This is a genomic window from Umezakia ovalisporum Ak1311 (assembly GCF_029891685.1).
In the GTDB taxonomy this organism is placed as follows: Bacteria; Cyanobacteriota; Cyanobacteriia; order Cyanobacteriales; family Nostocaceae; genus Umezakia; species Umezakia ovalisporum.
This window is the reverse complement of record NZ_JANQDJ010000080.1, coordinates 35543-56158: the sequence shown is the minus strand read 5'-3', so window position 1 is coordinate 56158 and position 20616 is coordinate 35543. Positions and strand designations below refer to the sequence as shown.

At 41.3% G+C, this 20616-nt stretch carries 22 protein-coding genes, 1 tRNA gene and 1 pseudogene; 9 read left to right on the top strand and 15 right to left on the bottom strand.

The features are described from left to right. Positions 1-164: 164 nt before the first annotated feature. From NWP25_RS15825 to rsfS, 4 genes are all read right to left on the bottom strand, one after another. Positions 165-241: transfer RNA gene (locus NWP25_RS15825), tRNA-Met, on the bottom strand. Positions 242-289: 48 nt separating this feature from the next. Beyond that, a complete protein-coding gene (locus NWP25_RS15820; RefSeq protein ID WP_280652125.1) occupies positions 290-1243 on the bottom strand; it encodes an asparaginase in 954 nt (317 codons plus the stop codon). A 176-nt stretch (positions 1244-1419) separates the two neighbouring features. After that, positions 1420-1920 (bottom strand): CGLD27 family protein, encoded by a 501-nt coding sequence (locus NWP25_RS15815; protein WP_280652126.1) that lies wholly within the window; start codon positions 1918-1920, stop codon positions 1420-1422. Further along, positions 1917-2378, bottom strand: coding sequence for a ribosome silencing factor (gene rsfS, locus NWP25_RS15810; RefSeq protein ID WP_280652127.1), 462 nt, complete (start codon positions 2376-2378; stop codon positions 1917-1919). The genes NWP25_RS15815 and rsfS overlap by 4 nt, the downstream gene beginning before the upstream one ends. A gap of 515 nt (positions 2379-2893) precedes the next feature. Between rsfS and NWP25_RS15805 the strand changes: the two genes are divergently transcribed. Then, the gene (locus NWP25_RS15805) at positions 2894-3538 is read left to right on the top strand and encodes a DUF3318 domain-containing protein (protein WP_280652128.1); all 645 of its coding nucleotides are present in this window, start codon (positions 2894-2896) and stop codon (positions 3536-3538) included. Positions 3539-3585: 47 nt separating this feature from the next. On the opposite strand, the gene NWP25_RS15800 is transcribed toward NWP25_RS15805, so the two are convergent. Beyond that, positions 3586-4383 carry a 7-carboxy-7-deazaguanine synthase QueE gene (locus tag NWP25_RS15800; protein ID WP_280656760.1) on the bottom strand — a complete coding sequence of 266 codons (798 nt, stop codon included), beginning with the start codon at positions 4381-4383 and terminating at the stop codon, positions 3586-3588. A 202-nt stretch (positions 4384-4585) separates the two neighbouring features. Between NWP25_RS15800 and NWP25_RS15795 the strand changes: the two genes are divergently transcribed. After that, complete coding sequence (locus NWP25_RS15795) at positions 4586-5641, top strand: anti-sigma factor antagonist (RefSeq protein ID WP_280652129.1); 1056 nt, start codon at positions 4586-4588, stop codon at positions 5639-5641. 164 nt (positions 5642-5805) lie between these two features. On the opposite strand, the gene NWP25_RS15790 is transcribed toward NWP25_RS15795, so the two are convergent. From NWP25_RS15790 to NWP25_RS15765, 6 genes are all read right to left on the bottom strand, one after another. Then, positions 5806-7218, bottom strand: a complete 1413-nt coding sequence (locus NWP25_RS15790; protein ID WP_280699747.1) for a ferredoxin:protochlorophyllide reductase (ATP-dependent) subunit N — start codon at positions 7216-7218, stop codon at positions 5806-5808. 143 nt (positions 7219-7361) lie between these two features. Then, the gene (locus NWP25_RS15785) at positions 7362-8045 is read right to left on the bottom strand and encodes a DUF5331 domain-containing protein (RefSeq protein ID WP_280652131.1); all 684 of its coding nucleotides are present in this window, start codon (positions 8043-8045) and stop codon (positions 7362-7364) included. Between the two features lie 29 nt (positions 8046-8074). Further along, the gene (bchL, locus tag NWP25_RS15780) at positions 8075-8941 is read right to left on the bottom strand and encodes a ferredoxin:protochlorophyllide reductase (ATP-dependent) iron-sulfur ATP-binding protein (RefSeq protein WP_280699745.1); all 867 of its coding nucleotides are present in this window, start codon (positions 8939-8941) and stop codon (positions 8075-8077) included. 516 nt (positions 8942-9457) lie between these two features. Beyond that, the gene (locus NWP25_RS15775) at positions 9458-9721 is read right to left on the bottom strand and encodes a TIGR02450 family Trp-rich protein (protein ID WP_280652133.1); all 264 of its coding nucleotides are present in this window, start codon (positions 9719-9721) and stop codon (positions 9458-9460) included. Positions 9722-9894: 173 nt separating this feature from the next. Beyond that, complete coding sequence (locus tag NWP25_RS15770) at positions 9895-10146, bottom strand: hypothetical protein (RefSeq protein ID WP_280652134.1); 252 nt, start codon at positions 10144-10146, stop codon at positions 9895-9897. After that, complete coding sequence (locus tag NWP25_RS15765) at positions 10143-11288, bottom strand: saccharopine dehydrogenase family protein (RefSeq protein WP_280699743.1); 1146 nt, start codon at positions 11286-11288, stop codon at positions 10143-10145. Before NWP25_RS15765 ends, NWP25_RS15770 begins: the two co-directional genes overlap by 4 nt. A gap of 584 nt (positions 11289-11872) precedes the next feature. Between NWP25_RS15765 and NWP25_RS15760 the strand changes: the two genes are divergently transcribed. From NWP25_RS15760 to ubiG, 7 genes and pseudogenes are all read left to right on the top strand, one after another. Continuing rightward, positions 11873-12136 carry a hypothetical protein gene (locus tag NWP25_RS15760; RefSeq protein ID WP_280652136.1) on the top strand — a complete coding sequence of 88 codons (264 nt, stop codon included), beginning with the start codon at positions 11873-11875 and terminating at the stop codon, positions 12134-12136. A gap of 175 nt (positions 12137-12311) precedes the next feature. After that, positions 12312-12908 (top strand): general stress protein, encoded by a 597-nt coding sequence (locus NWP25_RS15755; protein WP_280656396.1) that lies wholly within the window; start codon positions 12312-12314, stop codon positions 12906-12908. Between the two features lie 210 nt (positions 12909-13118). Continuing rightward, positions 13119-13724 (top strand): NAD(P)H-quinone oxidoreductase subunit I, encoded by a 606-nt coding sequence (gene ndhI, locus NWP25_RS15750; RefSeq protein WP_280652138.1) that lies wholly within the window; start codon positions 13119-13121, stop codon positions 13722-13724. Between the two features lie 12 nt (positions 13725-13736). Continuing rightward, a complete protein-coding gene (gene ctaD / locus NWP25_RS15745) occupies positions 13737-15458 on the top strand; it encodes a cytochrome c oxidase subunit I (RefSeq protein ID WP_280656394.1) in 1722 nt (573 codons plus the stop codon). Positions 15459-15463: 5 nt separating this feature from the next. Then, the gene (locus NWP25_RS15740; RefSeq protein WP_280652139.1) at positions 15464-16105 is read left to right on the top strand and encodes a DUF4142 domain-containing protein; all 642 of its coding nucleotides are present in this window, start codon (positions 15464-15466) and stop codon (positions 16103-16105) included. Beyond that, positions 16098-16226 (top strand): annotated as a pseudogene (locus tag NWP25_RS15735) (NADH-quinone oxidoreductase subunit D-related protein); the annotation flags it as partial. The gene NWP25_RS15740 and the pseudogene NWP25_RS15735, both read left to right, overlap by 8 nt. A gap of 189 nt (positions 16227-16415) precedes the next feature. Then, entirely contained in the window at positions 16416-17177 is a 762-nt protein-coding gene (gene ubiG / locus NWP25_RS15730; RefSeq protein WP_280652140.1) for a bifunctional 2-polyprenyl-6-hydroxyphenol methylase/3-demethylubiquinol 3-O-methyltransferase UbiG, read from the top strand. Between the two features lie 3 nt (positions 17178-17180). Here ubiG and NWP25_RS15725 read toward each other — a convergent pair whose 3' ends face one another. The 4 genes from NWP25_RS15725 to NWP25_RS15710 form a co-directional block, all read right to left on the bottom strand. After that, a complete protein-coding gene (locus NWP25_RS15725) occupies positions 17181-17960 on the bottom strand; it encodes a photosystem II S4 domain protein (protein ID WP_280652141.1) in 780 nt (259 codons plus the stop codon). A 40-nt stretch (positions 17961-18000) separates the two neighbouring features. Beyond that, the gene (locus NWP25_RS15720) at positions 18001-18507 is read right to left on the bottom strand and encodes a hypothetical protein (protein WP_280652142.1); all 507 of its coding nucleotides are present in this window, start codon (positions 18505-18507) and stop codon (positions 18001-18003) included. A 173-nt stretch (positions 18508-18680) separates the two neighbouring features. Then, on the bottom strand, positions 18681-19058 hold the full coding sequence (locus NWP25_RS15715; protein ID WP_280699741.1) for a hypothetical protein: 378 nt from the start codon (positions 19056-19058) through the stop codon (positions 18681-18683). Between the two features lie 97 nt (positions 19059-19155). Further along, positions 19156-20607: an MFS transporter gene (locus NWP25_RS15710; RefSeq protein WP_280699739.1), complete on the bottom strand. Its 1452-nt coding sequence runs from the start codon at positions 20605-20607 to the stop codon at positions 19156-19158. Positions 20608-20616 lie beyond the last annotated feature (9 nt).

The following is a 20616-nucleotide window of genomic DNA, read 5'->3' as shown; positions in this document are numbered from 1 at the left end:
CCATCTTTAACAGAGGAACACACACATTTTATTTACCTATTTCCTCACGGAGTAAGCACTATATCTCAACGTAGTTTCTCTCCCACAGGCTTTAACAGCATAAAACAAAAAACCGCTTACCCTATATTATCTAGGGTGAACGGAATTTTGTTCTTTCTTTTATTTGGTGGCGGGAAGTGGATTTGAACCACTGACCTTCGGGTTATGAGCCCGACGAGCTACCAGGCTGCTCTATCCCGCGTCGCCTCTTCACTCCTCTAGTATAACCACAAAGTCAGAAGTTTGGCAACTATAAAAGTGACAATTCTCCAACTACTTCTAACCGCTTATATTTTCCTAAAGTCATAAACTTCTCTGAGAGGCCATCGGCGGTGCTGGGACTAATCCAACCCATTTGTTGGAGCAAGTAAATCGCCACGGCATATTTTGCTCGTTTTGCTCCATCCATGACTTTAATGGTCAATCCCATACCTTCACCCAGTCTGCCAATACATTGCACTCCTTCAGCACCGGATTTACTTACCAGTTCTCCTGGAGCTAAACGCATCAGTTCTGTGTCAAATTCACCTTCTCCGGCCACCATTGCTGGATGATGAGTCATGGAGCGAACAATTCGCTCCATATCCACATTGTTACTAGAAGCTAAAAGAGCATACAAAGATGCCATTTGACTGATTTGCATTAGATAGGTGGGTGCGCCGCAGTCATCATGAGCGCTGAGAAATTCCTCCGCCGGCATGCGTAACAATTCTGCGACTTTGCTCAAAATTAACTGCTGTACTGGGTGTTTGCGTTCCAAGTAGTTATTTAAAGGCCAATGACGTTGTTGGCAAACAGCTAACATTCCCGCATGTTTACCAGAGCAATTATATTCCAGTGGGCTTTTTTTCCCTTGAGGAATCGGACACTGAAGTGCGTTCGGATCAAGGTCAGCCCGCCACAGAATGTTAAATGCCTGTCTTACTTGTTCTATTGTACCCTGGTGAGAACTGGTAATAATGGCTAAGTCGCGATCGCTGAGATGATAACGTTCTAGTGTGCCTGTGGTGGTGACTGCGAGGGCTTGAAATGGCTTCAGTGCTGAACGGACAAATGCAGCAGTTTCCGAGTTGCCTGCGACGGACAGAACCCTTGCGCGTTCGTCGCACACAACGGCCTGCACTATATGGCGCGATTCAATAATCCCTTCCCGGAGGAGCCGGACTTCTAGGGGGGTGGCTTGAGTTCGTTTTCCCATTGTCATGGGTTAATATTTATCACCTTTTTTTATTAATTAGTAGAATACAGCGGCCATGGAACCACCGTAAAAAACTGCCAACAAGACCAAAGTAGGATTCTTTGACTTTTGACTGCCAAAGCGGCTGTATTAGTTCCTATTTGTTGGTCATTAGTAGTTAATTACTAAACACCAATGAGGGTTTATGACAATTGCCAAACTATAGTACCAATAACAAACATTCCCGCCAAGCCAGCGAAGGTAAATTGTAATCGTTGGAGAATCGGTTTGATTTCGTATGTGACTATTAGGCGATCGCGCATGATTACTTCTTCTGGCTTAGTCCAAGTTTGTCCGTCGTACCAGCCTGACTCTTCATAAAATACCGTTGGACTGTAGAGGCGATCGCGTACATAGTTCCACCCCAAAAACAACCGCACCAGTACCAAAACCACCCCTAAACTCGCTCCTGCTGCACCGGAGAGGATAAAGTGGACGAGTTGCTTGTGCGGCGGGAAACTAGCGGCTGCTACTGGGCCTGCTACCAGCCACGATAAACCCCAAATCCACAGCATTTTCATGATATAGTCTCGCCAATTTAAGATGCAATCACAAAATAGCCAGGATGTTTTTAACTCTTCGTATTCATTGAGTGGTTGTTGGTCTATGGGAACTGGACAATTGGAAACCGAAGGCCTCATCATTTTACCTTACCCCCGCCCTCATCAGAATTTGCCAGGGAAATACGTTCTGCATGAACCCAAAATGCTTCTAAATTATAAAATTCTCTCTCAGTGGGCATCATGATGTGAACAATCACTTCGCCGTAATCTAGCAATACCCAACTACTATCCGCTTTTCCTTCTATTTGCAAGGGTCGTCGTTGCCAATCACTTTCTACCCTAGCTTCAATTGCGTCGGCGATAGCCCTGACTTGCACCCTAGAGTAGCCGGTCATCATCACAAAGTAGTCTGCCAGATAAGATACATCTGCTACCCCCAGAACCAAGATATCACCCGCTTTGCGGTCTAAAGCTGCTTCGGCAATAGTCAAAGCTAAATCCTTGCTCACCTCTTTGGCTTCAGCCTCTAGTCCTCTGAGTGCGCTCTTGATCTCTGAGACAGATTGTAATGGGAAATTTCCTTGGAAATAATCAGACATTAAACCTCAGGTGTTTTATCCCTTTTGTTACAATTTTCTCCAATCACTTACTTACAAACAACAAAATTGAATAGCAAGTGTATGTGTTGGTTTTTTTGAATACTAACAAAAAAACGGCTGTCTATGGGGTTGAATAAAAACTCATAGGGGTATGTCCTATGGTAGTATAAATCAACTAATGACTGTTTTGCTAGGATTCTTAGTAATAATCTTTGTGAGTGGAAAGCTGGCTCATTCTCAATGTTCATACACAATTCTAGGGGTTTTGCTACGGTAGGACAGAAGTTAAACTATCAGATTCTGTCTATACGGATAGACTTGACTCCATCCTTGATGTGATGAGAGGATTTTTGGTACAGCTAAGAAGGAGTTTACTGGGAAATGAATCAGGTATCTTTGCCCTCAACTCCCACTGAGAGGTTTTCCCAATGAGTGAGGCGAATCATCACTGAAATAGCTATACTCCAAAGTGATACCCTCACTATATACTGAAGTTTTTTTTAGGACTGGATTTTATGACATCCTATGCAACCTCTTTTGCCAAGGCGGAAATGAGTGAACTGCGGCGGTTAAAAGGCTTACTACCGCCAGAATTGCAGAGCTGGGTCACGGTTGAAGGTACCACCGAGGTTAATCCACCTATGATCCGTTGCGAAGAAATTGGTAAAGACCAAGTGGAAATTCAAATAGACTTGGTGAAATGGGATGGTCTGGCAATGGATCAGCGTAATCTGCTCTTCTGGCATGAAGTTGCTCGTATTCAAAATGATACTATTCCCAAAGATGGCTGGGAAATGGCAGCATTAGCTATTGGTTTAGGTGGTGCTGTGGGCGAATTGTGGGTTCAAGATGGATTATTGCTGGTATTAGCTTTGGCTCTATGTGGTGTCTCTGGCTGGCGATTGTATCAAAAGAATAATGGGGAAAAACAACTCAGGGAATTGATAGTTGCCGACGAAAAGGCGATCACATTGGCAACTCGCTTTGGTTATAGTCTCCCTAACGCCTATAAGAGTCTGGGTAGTGCCTTAAAAACTATGATTGATAACACACCTAGCAAACGCCAACGGTCTCGCTACGAAGCAAGACTTTCTGCACTCAAACGCAGTGCTAACAAAGCCAAGGCTAAATCTAGAACTACAGATGAGGCCGGACTGTAGAATGCAGTCTCTGGGGTGGGTATTTCCCATCCCCAAACAAGATTTGATTACAGTTGATTTAACATTTTATGAGTTTGAGGTATAACCCGGACTTGTGCTAGCAACTGCTTCATTAAAGCTTGCCACATCAAGACTTTCTCGGGAGTGGGTGCTAGTACAGGTGTTTTAGTGAGTTGTTGAGAAGCTGGCAAAGGGGTAACAGGTTGTAAAAATACGGGGATATGTGGGCTGACTTGTGCCACTATTGCCGCACAACGTTGTAGTTCAGCTGGATCTGTATTTTCAGAAATTATAATTTTGACAAAAAGCTCTAAATCTGAATTAAAACATAATTGTAAAAATTTTGTATGTTCTTGCCAAAGAGTTTCGCCACTCACACTAGGTAGTTTTAAGTCCATGCCCACAGAGTCTAAGTAGGGTAAAATCACCGCTAATTGTTCTGGGCGATGTCCACCGGACTCTAAATATATGGGTAAATTGGTAAGGGATCGCACTTGGGGCAAAAATTCTTGTAAGAAAGCTGCATGAAGAAGGGGTTCGCCGCCCGTTAAGCTAATGCTATCGTGTAGACAAGGTAAATTCTGCCTTTCAACCCATTGGATTAAAATGGGTAGTGGGACAGGATTTGAGTGGATTTCAAAGTCGCGCAATCCTGGCCATCGCTCTATCCGACAAGTAGCGGGTGCATTCCAAGTGTGGGCACTATCACAAAAGTCGCACCGCAAGTCACAAAAAGCAAAGCGAATAAAGAGTTGGCGTGTCCCGACATTCAGTCCTTCCCCTTGAATAGCAGAAAAGACCTCAATCAGGCGTGCTGTAGGTTGAACCTTAGTTTTAACAGTCATGGGATAATGACAGCGCCATTGCGCTGCGTCGGCACAAAAGGTGAGATATTTTTTAGTTCTTTTTCTATTGTGAATCGTCGCTGGCAATCTCCGCTCCCATCCTCAGTAACTATTAGTGTTTATACCTACTAATTAACTATTAAGTTCCGATGAGGTTACATAAATTACCAGAGTAACATAACTTTTGGCAGTTTAAATTTACATGGCAACGAAAGTGCACAGCTTCATGACTAGCCAACCCACACAGGAAGACTTTTCAGTTAGTTCCTTCAAGGAAACTGCGATAGTGCAGGTTTCAGCGAGATTAAGCGTGCTTGAAGCCGTAGGCTTTAAGCAAATCTGCCAAAATTTAATGCAAGAAAATACACCTCCCAAACAAATCATTATTGATTTTCACCAAACCATTTTTATGGATAGTAGTGGTTTAGGTGCGCTGGTGAGTAATTTCAAAAATTCCCAGGAAAAAGGAATTACCATGACTTTGCGGAATGTTACTCCTCAAGTTATGGCAGTGCTTAATCTTACAGGATTAGATGAAGTTTTTCCCATTCAGCCTAGCAGGGAAAAATCGCCAATAGAAACTGATAAATCTACAGATACCCATCAGAGTAATTCTCGGAAAGTAGAGCAACTACCAACCCCAAAGACTCATCCATCTGTAGCATCTTGGATGAAAAGATTCATAGACATTATTGGCGCACTGGTAGGTTTGGTAATTACAGGATTTTTGTTTATTCCCATTGTGGTGGCTATCCGAATTGATGATCCTGGACCTATTTTCTTTGGTCAAATTCGCTGCGGTTGGATGGGCAAACGTTTTAAAATTTGGAAATTCCGCTCTATGTGTGTAGATGCGGAAGCGAAGAAATCCCAAGTTGAAAATCAAGTCCAAGGTGCCTTTTTCAAGAACGAACAAGATCCGAGAGTGACTCGGGTGGGGCGATTTTTGCGGCGAACCAGCTTGGATGAATTACCGCAATTTTGGAATGTCCTCAAAGGAGATATGAGTTTAGTGGGTACTAGACCACCCACGCCCGATGAAGTAGAACGCTATGAAGTACCCGAATGGCAACGTTTAGATGTTAAACCCGGTATGACTGGGGAGTGGCAAGTCAATGGGCGGTCTACGGTACGTAGTTTTGAAGATGTAATTCACCTGGATTTAAAGTATCAAAAAAATTGGAGTTTGTTATACGATGTGAAATTAATTTTCAAAACTATAGCAATTCTATTTAACAAAAATAGTGGTGCTGTTTAGTTAATTGCTCTAGTTTCTTATTTATTGCCCACTGAGAATCTACTGGCATTTTTGGCGATTCCCAAGCTTTTCATAAGTTTGGGTATTGCTGTGTTTAGCTTTGGTTTAACTAATACCAGAATAAAATAGAGTGGGGTTGGTATCATTTACCCCACTCCATGTTACTAAATCTTCGCTTCTTCTTTCACCAATTTATCCCAACCCAAATCTTTTAAATTATTATTGCGACGTAGAGGACGGGTCACCAATTCCAGAAGATCACGCGCATTAGTAAAACCGTGAATTTGAGCAAAAGTGAACTCTACCGACCACTTAGTATTTATCCCCCGTGCTTCCAAGGGATTAGCGTGAGCCATACCGGTAATTACCAAATCCGGCTTCAATTCATAAATGCGCTGAACCTGGTTGTAATTATCTGGTTTCTCAACAATCTTCGGTAGGGGTACACCCATTTCTTGACAAGTTTTTTCTAAGAGCGCCAACTCAGCAGCTTGATAGCGCTTATCCATATAGGGAATACCGACTTCGTGAACCATCATTCCACAACGTACCAAAAATCGCGCTTGGGAGATTTCCAGCAAGTTATCACCCATGAAAAATACAGACTTGCCACGAATTAGTTTGACATAATCTTCTAAACTTGCCCAGATTTGCGCCTCACGCTCATCCAAACCTTGAGGAGTAATACCAAACACAGAGCAGATTTTTTCTAACCAGGCGCGAGTACCATCAGGTCCAATGGGGAAGGGTGCGCCAATTAATTTACATTTGCGGCGACGCATTAAAGTGGTAGCAGTCCGACTGAGGAAGGGGTTGACACCAGCGACATAATACCCTTCTTCAATTATCGGCAGTTCAGTGAAACGCTTTGCAGGTAGCCAGCCGGAAACCTTAATTCCTTGTTTTTTCAATTCCAAGGTTAACTGCGTGACCACAGGATCAGGTAGGGAACCAAAGAGAATTAGAGGTGGATGATCTACATATTCAGATTCTTCTTGGATAACTTCTTCTTTCTTCTTACCGAAGTTAAGCAGCTTTTGAATGGGGTTGCGCTCATCGCTCTTGTCTGTTTCGGTTAGCGCCTTAGGAGCTTTACTAGGACAACGATTAGCCATTGCTGCTAAGACTGTATCTTCCCCTTGGGTAAAAGCGTAATCAAGACCATTAGCACGGGCTACAACAATGGGTATACCAATTTCTGCTTCTAACTTCGGTGCTAAACCTTCTAAATCAGTTTTAATAATTTCTGTAGTACAAGTACCAATCCAAACAATAACACTAGGGTTGCGATCGCGTTTAATTTGCAAACACAACCGCTTTAACTCTTCATAGTCGTTCAGCTGTGCCGAAATATCTCCTTCTTCCAACTCTGCCATTGCATAGCGAGGTTCAGCAAAAATCATTACCCCCATAGCGTTTTGCAGGAAATACCCACAAGTCTTCGTACCAATTACCAAAAAGAAGCTATCTTCGATTTTTTGATATAACCAGGCCACGCAGCTAATTGGGCAGAAGGTGTGGTAATTTCCCGTTTCACACTCAAAGTTTAAAGCTTCTGGTTGTTGAGCGATAGTCATTTAAATTTTTCTCCCCTTGATATTTAATGGCAGGTGAATACAGGGTAGGGATTAGGGGGAAATGATGTTTCCTCCTAAATACCGTAGTTTGTGGCACATAACACCAATTAGTAGTCCCCACATTTAACAGGAACGTGAATAAATCAAGCTTTGGGGAAGAGACGGGCTATTTCTGATTCATCAAAAACGCCTGATGGCAGTTCTTCCCCTAAAAAATCGATATTTTCTCCACTCTTGGACAAGGCTGTATCATCCCAGACATCAGATGACACCTCTTTCAAAGCGTTATCGTCTGGTGTGTTGAGATCATCGAGCATTTCCTCATTCAGTTTTTCTACCGATACAGTTGATGAGTCGAAGGAAATTTCACCAAAATCATCTGCTTCGGCATTTAGTGGTTCATTAAACTCATTACCCAGTTGATTTTGGCTTTCGTCAGATTCACTGACTACAGAACTTTCCAAAGCAGAATTTTCATCTGCTGACTGGTATTGATTGATTTCTCCTGCTGCTGGTATTTCTTCTGTTTCATCTGGGGGAATGAAACGGTTACCGAGAGCAATATCTGGGTCAAAATGCAAATCGAGCACTTCAATGAGAGTATCAACGTCAGAATTCAGTCTCGAAAAGGGCATCATTAACTGTGCCAATTTTGGTTCCAGCGCGTTGACAACCCCTAGGATGAGGTATGAAGGTGGTCGCTTTCCGCCATCAGGAGTGTTAACCGAATCTGCTTTCATGTGTAGGATAAGCCAATCACGGTTTACCTGAAAAAATTGCAACCACTTCTGTCTTATTGAATTTGTAAAGCTATTAAAGAAAGCCATATTTTTCCTCATCCTGAATATTGATGATGTTACACAGTCATCAAGTCGAGTTGCTCTTCCGAATTAGGAACCTGGTGTTGACGGGGATTGAGATAAAAATCAGACAACAAAGAGAACAATTCACGATCTGGAGAATCCTTAGGTACAACACCTTCTGGACCCGCCAGAATTTGGTCAGCGATGTTGAGGTAGTAAGCACAAACATAGCTCAGAGAAGGGTCATGTTCTGCCATTTCAAATAAAGTTTTACCCTTCACCCGGGAAATACGGATGTCTTCAATTAAAGGTAAGACTTCTAGAATTGGCATAGGAACTGATTCTACGTACTTTTCGATCAAGTCACGCTTAGAAGTGCGATTGCCAATTAAACCAGCTAAACGCAGTGGGTGAGTTCGTGCTTTCTCCCGCACTGATGCAGCAATTCGATTCGCTGCGAACAAAGCATCAAAGCCATTGTCAGTGACAATTATGCAGTAGTCAGCATAGTTGAGTGGGGCTGCGAAACCACCACAAACAACGTCACCTAGTACATCAAACAGAATTACATCATACTCATCAAAAGCGTTGAGTTCTTTCAGTAACTTTACTGTTTCGCCTACCACGTAGCCGCCACAACCTGCACCAGCCGGTGGACCACCTGCCTCTACGCAATCTACACCGCCATAGCCTTTATAAATCACATCTTCTGGCCAAACATCTTCGTAGTGGTAGTCCTTTTCTTGGAGGGTGTCGATAATGGTGGGAATCAAAAAACCTGTGAGAGTGAAGGTGCTGTCGTGTTTGGGGTCACAACCAATTTGCAGAACTTTTTTGCCGCGTTTGGCTAGGGCGACGGATATATTACAGCTAGTTGTCGATTTACCAATACCACCTTTTCCGTAAACTGCTAGTTTCACTGTTGTTTGCCTCGGATAATTTTTTGTCAAACTCGTGGCTCAAGCCTTGGCTTTCACCTAGGGCAGATGGCGATGTGTGAGCTATGTGATTGCCATTATTGTCGAAATTACACAGAAAGAAAAGAGGTCTTAAATATGAAAAATGAAGTTATTCATTTTATTAAAAATAATTAAAAACAATATTTAATTCTTACATGAATAAAAAGCTTATTTTAGTTTATAAACCTAATTATTTTAGATTTTATATAACTTTTAAATTAAAAGAGTTACAAAAGACAAAAAAACCTATATGTAGTTTTGTATATAGTTTTCAGGTATTTAAACTACCCTCAACCAGGCTGATCCCCAACCAAATAAACTGAAGTTGAAAGTTAAACAGAGAGATTTGCTACGGAATGCTAAAAATCTACTGTAAATGTGAAGAGCAGGTGTATTGGCAAATAAAAGGTTTTACCAACACCGTCTCGGTTATGGTTTGGGTGGGTTAGTGATTTTTTTGTAATGAATTATTAATTTTCAGATATGGGCTGATTTTTGAGGTTCCGCCGCTTCAATTTCCTGTAGTGACTGCCAGCCAGCTTGCCACTGAGAGTTATCTTGTAACAATTTTGCATTTAACCAAAAGCGAACATTGGGGTCGCAGGCAGCAACCATTTCAGCATACACCCACTTACTTTGATTTTTACGGTTAAGTACTTGAAAGTGTCGCCAGCCATCTATTTTTTTCCGTGCTGTCCACTTAGAACCAACTAGGTGAGGAAATTTTTGTTTTTTAGGCATTGAACATAGGAAAGTCGTCATGGGATATGGGAAATGGGGCTTGGCAAATCACGTTATTGAAAGGCTGATACAACACAACCTGTATGTAGACTTAAGTCCATAAACCTGGATTGTCTCAATTACGAATTACTCTCAGGTCTGACTAAATCGCCGTTACGGGTACACTTATGGCACTACAGTTTACCATCTTCCTCAATACATAGTGATAACCAACGGATATGACTCCAACAACTGCTGATATTGTTGTTAATTTTGGGTTTTTTTCTGTATGAGGGTTGTTTGACAGCTTCATTGGGGTAAAGAATCTCTAATGTGCCCATACCATCTTCGTGATTGACAATGGGAAATAGGCAATTTTGCAACATAGCACGACTACTGCTGTGGGAAAATTGCTTAAAGCGCTGTAACCTTTCCCCTTCAGTCATTGCCAGCGTCCATGATTAAGCTGGGAGTGGGTGTTTTGAGACCAATTATAATTTATTTTAATTCCTCGGTTTTGCATGGCTTGGATAAATAAACTTGTTGGTAGTGCTTCTTCTACAGGTGAAACACCGGGTTTTTTCAGATTGCCTTCTAATAAGAATTGGGCAATGCTACCTGCACCACAACCAGAAGCTACTGCTGTATTTTCGTGTATGATGGTGGAAGAGTAAACGGCTGTTTGACCATTTTTTTTACCTGTGACTTCTGAACGTACTGCTACACCAATTCCACTGAAATTATCGGTTAAATCTGTCATTGAATGACTGACCCGGGACAGAACTTCAACTATGTAACGACGCTGGATTAACCACTTAGGAAATATATGTGCGGTCATCCAAGTTAGGTGGTTATAAAAGTCGGGAATGGAGCCAAACTTTGTGACTACAGTTTTAACTGATGGAAAGGCGTGGGGGATTGTCAAGGTTTCTGGCATATCAAACCAGTAAACGGCTCTGGGTCCATAGGGAGAGGGAAAATCAACAATTTCTCTTTCACTATAGGGCTGAGTTTTTTGCCATTTATTATCTATCCAAGCTTCAAAAGGATATTGTAATCCTAAAAAAGTTGTCCGCATGACTGTGATTCCCGCACCACCAGAACCAGATACTAGATAACTTAAGTGTATTTTTTCTGGTTCATGGAATTGTTCAAGACACTGACGGGCCATGCTGTTAGAAATTCCGGGGAAAATACCAGTATTAATAATTGCTGTCACCCCAGCAGCAACAGCTTGTTCATGGTACTTTAAAGCCTTGGTGGTATAAGAACGATGGTCACTGACATCTACATAGTTGACACCTTGTTCAATGCAAATTTTAAGAACATTAGCATCTCGGTAGTGAAAAGGTCCAGCACAATGAATAACTAAATTAGAGTTGGCGATGGCTTCCCTCAATTTATTAACTTCTGCCAGGTCTAACACCAAAAACTGAACTTTGTTACCCAAAGAAAAACTGACGCAGCTTCCTTTCTCTGGGGAACGTCCAGTAATTGTAATTTTTGCCTGGGTGTGGCTGGCCAGATCGGCAGCAACATGGCTACCGATCCGCCCTGTGCCACCAAGTATCAAAACGCGGTCTGTCATTACTCGAGTATAAACAACAGTAACTCTTATTTGAGCAGTTTTTTGTCCTATTTGTCATCCGTTACAAGTATGACTTACGGAAAAACAACTGAGGAAAGACTTTTTTTCAGATCAAGGTCATCAAGCCCAGATATGATTAAGTGTATAAAAAATTTTGTATGTATTGAGGATTCTGCTTCTAAGTTGAAATAGTTTAAATAATTATATATATAGTAATTATCAATGAGACTTGAATATATTCATTGTACATAAATATTCTATCTTTTTATAGGGATAAATTTACCACTTTCAAAAGCTTAACAAATACATATTATTATTCTAAGAGAATGCAGCAATTATAACTCTCAGGATAAAAATTTTATTGGTATTTGTCATCACCATCCTGTTTAACATTATCTTATTCTTTAGACAGACGTTCTGCAAGTTTAACAGAATTAATGTTGAGAGTAAATGCAAAACTTAATGTAGTATTTCTGACTGAATAAGAGTTAACTACAGTTCAGAATACTCCAAGACTTTGCATACATTTCGTCAAATTACTTCGTAATTTAAAAGTTTTGCTGCTTTAATCTCAGGAGATGAAAATGAAAGCCAACAAGAATACAAGATTCTTCAAAATGCTTGTTAGCCTTGTGGGAGTCGCTGGTGTCAGTGCCTTGATCAGTTTCCCCGCATTTGCATTAACTAATTTAACTAGATCTACAACTGGCACCATACACTCCCAAGCACAACAACCAGGAGATGAGACTGCTCCTGAAAAACAGCCTGGTCAAAGTGATCAGCCTGGTCAGCCTGGTCAACCTGATCAGCAAGATCAACAAGGTGAGCCCGGTCAAACAGATTCTTGACAAGATTAAAACATTCACAGCCGCAGTATGTATTTTTTATTAGTATATGCTGCGGCTGGTTAACAAAATTTTTGTTGGTTAAAATCGAATATTTTTTATTAATTACCAAATTAATTGCATAGGGGATTTTTATCAAGCAAATTGAATTTGACTGGTAATTGCGAATGGGGATAATATGGTTACTAAAAATCAGAAAAAAAATAAATATGCGGTAGGAGTATTTGGAAAATATCAAGAAGTAGAGCAAGCAATTAATGAATTGAAAGCGTCAGGCTTTCCCATGGAGCAAGTTTCTATCATTGCTAAAGATGTAGAACCAGACGAGGGCCTGGGTGAGGCACAGATGAGCGATGGTGCAAAGCCCATAGCCCTAAGTAATCGCATTGGTGACCAAAGTGTTAACGCTACCAAGCCAATAGGTGATACACTGACGGCTACTATCTGGGGTAGTGTGCTAGTTGGTTTGAGTAGTTTGGCGATTCCTAGTTTAGGAACTTTATTGGCAGCAGGTTCAGTAGGTGTGGCGTTAGTTGCTAGTATGGCGGGTGTTGCTATGGGAGCATTAGCAAATGAGAATTTAGTGCAGGCGCTAGTTGATTTAGGGATACCCGAAAACCGAGCCAGAGTTTATAGCGATCGCCTGCAACAGAGTTATTATTTACTGATCCTGAATGGTACAGATGAAGAGATTCATAGTGTTGAAGGGATATTACAAAATTGCGGTATTAAAAATTGGGGCATATATGATTCTCCTGATAGTAATAATGAATAAAAAAATGTCACCTACAATTAGTCGCATTATTGTATGATTTTAGGTTTTCGATATTTGGGCAAATAGGCCAAGTTTGCTTGCTTAGAGGAGAAATTGTACTTTTACATACAATCTAAGTTAATATTTAGCCTGACCTTTGACGGAAGTTATCAACAATATTACCCATTAACGTGCTTATTAAGAGCACGATTAAGTGACATTAATTTACTCATGTTTAACTTTCTCAAACCAGTCAGAGATTACGCCCAACAAGCTTGGCAATCCAGTCGATATATTGGACAAGGACTGTCGGTAACTTTTGACCACATGAACCGTCGTCCTATTACTGTTCAATATCCTTATGAGAAACTAATTCCTTCTGAACGCTATCGGGGTCGTATTCACTTTGAATTTGATAAGTGTATTTCTTGCGAGGTTTGTGTTCGCGTCTGTCCTATTAATCTGCCAGTTGTAGATTGGGTGTTCAATAAAGAATACAAAAAGAAAGAATTAAAACACTACAGTATTGATTTTGGAGTTTGTATTTTCTGTGGTAATTGTGTGGAATTTTGCCCGACAAACTGCCTTTCATTTACTGAAGAATATGAACTTTGTACTTACGATCGCCACGAATTAAACCATGACAATGTAGCAATGGGGAGAGTGCCGTACAAAGTTACGGAAGATCCTATGGTCACACCACTACGGGAATTAGTGTACCTACCAGAAGGAGTTTTAGATCCTCATGGTGTTCCTAATGATGCTCATCGTCCAGGTTTAATGCCGTCAGAAATTTTACAGCAAGGGGTAGAAGATACTAGCCATACTAGTATCTAAATTTTATTGATTATGACACAAGTACAAGTTCAAGAAACTGCCAATCTTCCGGCTCATCCTGAAGAACCTGTGATGAGGAATTGGCGAGAATATTTTAGCTTTAGTACTGACCATAAAGTTATTGGCATTCAATACCTAGTCACCAGTTTTGTTTTTTATTTATTGGGTGGTGTTTTAGCCACTGTAATTCGTAGTGAACTAGCAACACCAGAGACAGACGTAGTTAGCCCTGAACTTTATAGTGGTTTATTTACCCTCCACGGAACAATAATGATTTTTCTGTGGATTATTCCGGCTGGGACGGGGGGATTTGGTAACTTTTTAGTTCCTCTCTTAATTGGGGCGCGAGACATGGCTTTTCCGCGTTTGAATGCAGTGGCTTTTTGGCTTGTCCCTCCAGGAGGCCTTTTAATCATAGCTAGTTTCTTTTTCGGACCACCCCAAGCTGGTTGGACATCCTATCCGCCGTTAAGTCTGGTGATGGGTCAAGTCGGTGAAGCTATGTGGATTTTCGGCCTGCTTTTATTGGGAACTTCCTCGATTTTGGCAGGACTAAATTTTCTGGTGACAATTTTGAAAATGCGGACACCAGGGATGGGTCTAAGTGACATGCCTCTTTTTTGCTGGGCAATGCTAGCAACTTCTGGGTTGACACTGTTAGCAACTCCTGTACTGGCTGGGGGGCTGATTTTGCTCACTTTTGACCTCCTTGCAGGTACGACATTCTTCAACCCCACGGGAGCGGGTGATCCTGTAGTTTATCAACATATGTTTTGGTACTATTCACACCCAGCCGTGTATATCATGATTCTCCCAGTCCAAGGGATGATGTCGGAAATTGTTCCAGTTCACGCCCGCAAGCCAATTTTTGGTTATCTAGCCGTTGCTTATTCCAGTATTGCCATCGCTTGTTTATCACTAATTGTCTGGGCGCACCACATGTTTACGACTGGGACACCAGGGTGGGTGCGAATGTTTTTCATGATCACCACCATGGTTATTGCTGTACCCACAGGAATTAAAGTATTTAGCTGGTTAGGAACCATCTGGGGTGGCAAAATCCACTTTCGGACGGCCATGCTATTTGCCATGGGCTTGATTTCGGTGTTTGTCATTGGTGGAATTAGCGGTGTCATGACAGCTGCGGTTCCCTTCGATATTCACGTTCATGACAGCTATTTCATTGTGGCTCACCTACACTACGTTTTATTTGGTGGTAGTGTCTTTGGCTTGTATGCCGGTATTTATCATTGGTTTCCGAAAATGACCGGGCGAATGCTAGATGAAAACCTAGGGAAAATTCACTTTGTACTTACCTATATTGGCTTTAACTTGGCATTTTTCCCCATGCACCAGTTAGGTATCCAAGGGATGAGAAGGCGAATTGCTGTGTATGACCCCAAATTTGCCGATCTCAACCTTATTTGTTCTATTGGTGCGGTATTACTGGCAATTTCTACCCTACCTTTTTTGATTAACGTTTGCCATAGCTGGTTATACGGTGAAAAAGCACCTGATAACCCTTGGCGAGGTTTGACTTTGGAATGGATGACCACTTCTCCACCCCCACCAGAGAACTTTAAAACTCAACCTGTTTTAGCTTTACATCCTTACCATTACGGCGTGGGTCCATCGGAAGCTAATCTCCTCTCAGATCAAGAATATCCCCGGTCTGTTTTAAGTACGGAACCTGAGGACCGCCAAAACCGTGATCAAGAATCCTCTATCAAGTGAACAAAATGAATTTATTGCATGGAAACTTGGCGAAAAAATTTACTCATCTGATTGGAATTATTGGAGTAAGTAGCACCATCGCTGTTCCTGGCTATGCCCAGATCAATCAAAGAGCGATTGCGCCGAGGGCAGTGCCGAAGGCCATCGCCCACACCACACCCCATAACTCTAGGACTCTAGAGACTAAAATTTCACAAGCTAGCCTCAGTGAAATTGACATGGTGTATGTGCAAGAAGCAGCTCAAGCCGGAATGGCGGAAGTTGAACTAGCAAAATTGGCACTGGAAAAATCAAAAAATAGTGATGTCAGGCAATATGCCAAACAAATGATTGCGGATCACACGCCTTTGAATGAGCAATTAATAGAGTTGGCGCAGCAAAAGGGAATTACTCTGCCAACCACTGCAAGCCCCAAGTATCAAGCGTTAAAAGCACAACTATCAGAGCTTTCTGGCAGCAATTTTGACCAAGCATATATAAATGAAGCTGGCATTAACGGACACATGGAAAATTTAGTCATCCATACCCGTCAAATACAGTTAGGTCAAGACCGAGACTTGCAAGCCTTTGCGGCTAAAACTATCCCTGTGATAGAAAGACACTTGCAATTACTGGATCTTCTATTTATGCAGTTTACAGATGGATGAGTATGAGGGTTTATTTATTAACAATCCTATTAACAATTCCATCTTTCGGCGACGGGTGGAAGGTATTGGTGTGATTCACCGGGAAGAAGCAATTAACTGGGGAATTTCCGGCCTCATGGTGCTGAACCCGTAGTAGACTAGAAGCTTAGAAAAGGCTATTTTTCCAAGAAAATGTGTTTTAGATAACTTTATTAATTCAACTAAAATAGCCCTAAAGTAGGAGGGATTAATTGCGTAGCAAAAGATAAAGTGTTAATTATTAGAAATGCTATTAAGCATTGATTCATAATTATTATTATTCATCCAAAAAATGAAAAAAAATCCTCTAGAATACTATGATGTAAATGCAGATAATTGGTGGATAGAAGGTGAAGTTTTAAATTTATCTGCTCGTCTGAATAAGTCTAGAATTGATTTTTTTTCAAATTATATCCCCACCTGGCAAGGAGTTAAGGTTTTAGATGTTGGTTGTGGGGGTGGATTAGCATGTGAAACTTTAGCTAAACAAAAAGCTATTGTATCTGCTATTGATTTATCTTTGCCATCAATTAAAGTTGCTCAAGCACATGCTAGAAAAAACAACTTAGACATTGATTATCATTGGGGAATTGCGGAAAATTTGCCTTTTGCTGCCAAGGAATTTGATGTTGTGTTGTGTTGTGATGTTTTAGAACACGTGACAGATTGGAAACAAGTTATTTCCGAAGTTCATAGAGTGTTAAAGACAAATGGTTTATTTTTATTTGATACAATTAATAGGAATTTGAAATCAAGATTGATCATGATTTGGCTCTTGGAGGATATTCTCAAGCAAATACCGCCAGGTTTTCATGATTGGAATAAGTTTATTAAACCCGAAGGACTAACTTATACAATGGAAAGTAATGGTTTTATAAATGTTGTCATTAAAGGATTTGACTTGACAGGGGGTATGAGTTTTCAAACATTCATCAACATCCTGTTTAAAGGTTTAAATACAAAAAATAAAGACAAAAACTCAGAACCGTTTCCCATCGAAATCAATGAAGATACTTCGGTTTGGTATATTGGTAAAGCTGTAAGAAAAGATTAAAGTCTACATATATCTTGTTAATTGCACGCGGTAACGTTCTTTTTTAGTAACAGCAATTTCGCCTACTTCTAAACGTCCTTTACCACGAATAGCGATTAAGTCGCCTGTCTTAACATGAGAACTAGCTTGATTAACGTCTTTCCAATTGACGCGGACATCGCCACTCTCGATGAAATTAACCATTTTACTGCGGGACATACCGAAACCAGCAGAAGCGATGGCATCTAGTCGTAAAGAAGCTTCCACTGTAGTTAATTCCTTTTTCTTCGGTTCCCTAACTTTCAACTCATTAATGTCAAAGCGCTGAGTTTTCACGGGAACTGAGCGCACCTGTTGCAGACTCATTTCTAAAAATTCTGCCAACTCAGGTACTAAGATTGCTTGCGCTCCCCGTTCTCCCAGAACAATAATATCTCCTGTCTTTTCACGGACAATTCCCGTCCCCAGCATTGCGCCCAAAAAGTCGCGGTGAGTGGCGGGATCAAACAGAAAATTACCGGCAATTTCTAAAGCTGCAAGGTCAACTTGAGATTGATCTAGGGGCAATTCAGAACGCGCCATGGCAATTCTTTGACGTTCTGCTTGGGGATAACCACCCCAGGTGAGTAATTGTACATCTGTTAACCGATTGAATACCCTGTGAATTTCTGCTAATTCCGGGGGAGACAAAAAATCAGTCAAAACTACTTCCCAAGTTTTAATTGCTTGTTCTGCCTGATCTATGACACGAGCAACACTATCACGATTTTCGACACCTTTTAAAAGTTCTTCTCTTGGCAACATTATCCAAATTATCAAATTTTGAATTGTGAATCTTCAATTGCTATATGCTGGATGTGTCAGCATAACCCTGGATATTTTCTGGTTCAAACTTACGTAATATGCGGGTTGCTTGCCGACTGATCGCTTCGGAAACCTGAACAACAACTATATATTTACCCATCTCTAAGCGATTGCGGTAGGGTAAAGCGTCACCGCCGCCCACCACTAACCCAACACCACCACCGACAAAAACACTACCCATAGCCCCACCAGCAGCACCCAGCAGTCCCCCAACGATGTGGTTACCAACTTCACCCGCCCAGGAAAAAGTGTTTAAATCTGTAATTAGGCTAAAGGTAAAACCTGCAAAAAAGCCGAATGGTAGGAGCCAGTATGACATCAGCTTTGCTTGCTTTTTAGCTTGTTCTTGGGGATCAACCAAGCCAAACTCGTCAGCAGTTTTATAACCCTTACCCAGGATAGTGCTTTTGATGCCTTGTGCTTCTAGAGCTAAGTAAGCGGCTTCGGCTTGGATGCGGTTTGGTAACACAGCAACAACGTAGTTCATTGATTAAATAATAATTGTTTGATAAAAGTTCTTAATTAACAGGTTATCAAAACTAGTGGAATCGAAGTTGTGCCTGATATATACATAGAGGAAAAAAGGGTAACTACCGTGGTAAGGGAAATGTGGAATTGTGGTTTCCGTGCTTTTATTATCGCATTGTCTGGCATCAGGTATCAATTAAGCGGATCCAGTGGCTGACAAAAATCGTTTATCCCTTGCTTAAGAATATATATAAGAACTGGCGTTGCCAAAATCGTGGGAAATGTGGGCATTTTTTTGAGAACTTCGATGATTTTCACCAATGAGTCACTCAGCAAGTCTTCTCGGTATTCTTGTTGACAAATAACTGCACGCCATTTTCTAGCCATAGCATCCAACCACTCGGAATTAGTCATCTCTGGTTGTTGTCCTGACCGAATGGCTAAAGTCATAGCTGCATCTTCTAAATCTCCATCACAATCTTCAATTAAGTCCAGGGCTTCCATAGCTGTAGGATCATCGGCTAACTGAGAACGAAACAAAGCAATTTCGTGGGATGTAACTGTAGTCATTGAATTTTTACTTGTAGTTTTTCAATACTCAGCTATGGTAGTCCAAATTTGATTGTTGATTTGCTGCTGTTGTTAACTACTTTGTTGCGCCAGCAGTTTAAACCCTTCTGTTTTCCCGACGTGCTTTGAGTTTCATCATAATTTCTGTGTGGATTTCACGGGTAATTGGGTAAAAATACATGAGCAATAAACCACAAATCAAAAAAATTATCGGTAGTGGTCCAACGGTGATGCGGATAGCTAGCAGTGCTGAGTCAGGTTGAATGGGTAGCGTAGTTTCTCCTGGTATGGCGGGTTGGAAACCGGCTGTTTCTAAGGCGTTTCCTACTAAAAATATTCCCAAAGCTAAACCTAATTTTTGCAGCAATACCATAAAGCCGTAAAAAATGCCTTCTCGGCGTTGTCCGGTTTGGAGTTCATCTAAGTCAATCACATCTGGAATTAGTGACCAAGGAACTAGATAAGCAGTGGACACGCCAAAACCCGCCATGACAGCTAACAGATACATCAAAGCTATTTGACCAGGCTGTAACAAAAATAGTCCTCCTGCGGCTATGATCCATAAACTCATACCTGCAAAATAAACCACTGTTTTGCCGATTTTCTTGCTCAAAGCACTCCAAACAAATAGCATGAGCAAGGCTGTTCCTTGGACTGCAATCATCACTGAGGGAACATCTGATTCCTTCAGACGCATATAGTTGACGACAACATAAGGAATGGTTGTGGCTGTCACCTGCACCCCTAACCAAGAAAAAAGATATATACCAATAACAAATAGATAAGGGCGATTACTAAAAACGATTTTTATTTGCTCCAAAAAAGGTATGGATGGAGGTTCTTCCACTTGGGTGCGTTTTGCTTCAAAAGCTAACACGCGATCGCGCAGGCCAAAAATACACGCATATAAAGCTAGAACCGATATGACAGCACAAATTGCCGCTAAAACTAGATATTGCTGTTCGCGATCGCTAATCCTAGCAAAAATAATTTGCGCTAGAATCAACGATAAAATACTGCCCCCGATAGAAAAAGCGAAGCGAAAGCTATTTAGGCTAGTACGTTCGTCATAATTTTCAGTTAGTTCCGGAGTCATTGCCGCATAAGGCAAACTGACCACAGTGTAGAATACCTGAGATAGTAACCCAATGGCCACGTAGTACCAAAACAATGGCCAAATATTACTACTGGACTCGGCACTAAAACGCGGTACAATCCACTGCAAGAAAAAGACCAAGCCAAAAGGAATTGCCCCGTAAAACAACCAAGGTAAGCGACGACCCCAGCGACGAGATTGAGTTCTATCTGACAGCAAACCGATAATCGGATCGTTGATGGCATCCCAAATTTTACCAATCATTAAAATGCTACCAGCTAAACCAGCTGGAATCCCGGCCACATTGGTAAAAAAAACCAGTAAAAAAAAGATGGAAATATTCGCAGTGATGGCGGGGCCTAAATCACCAGCGCCATAAGCTATTTTGGTTTTCAAATCCAGTTTTTGATTTTCTGGATTAATTCTGGAGAACTCATCAACAGAATCATTCATGGTCATACT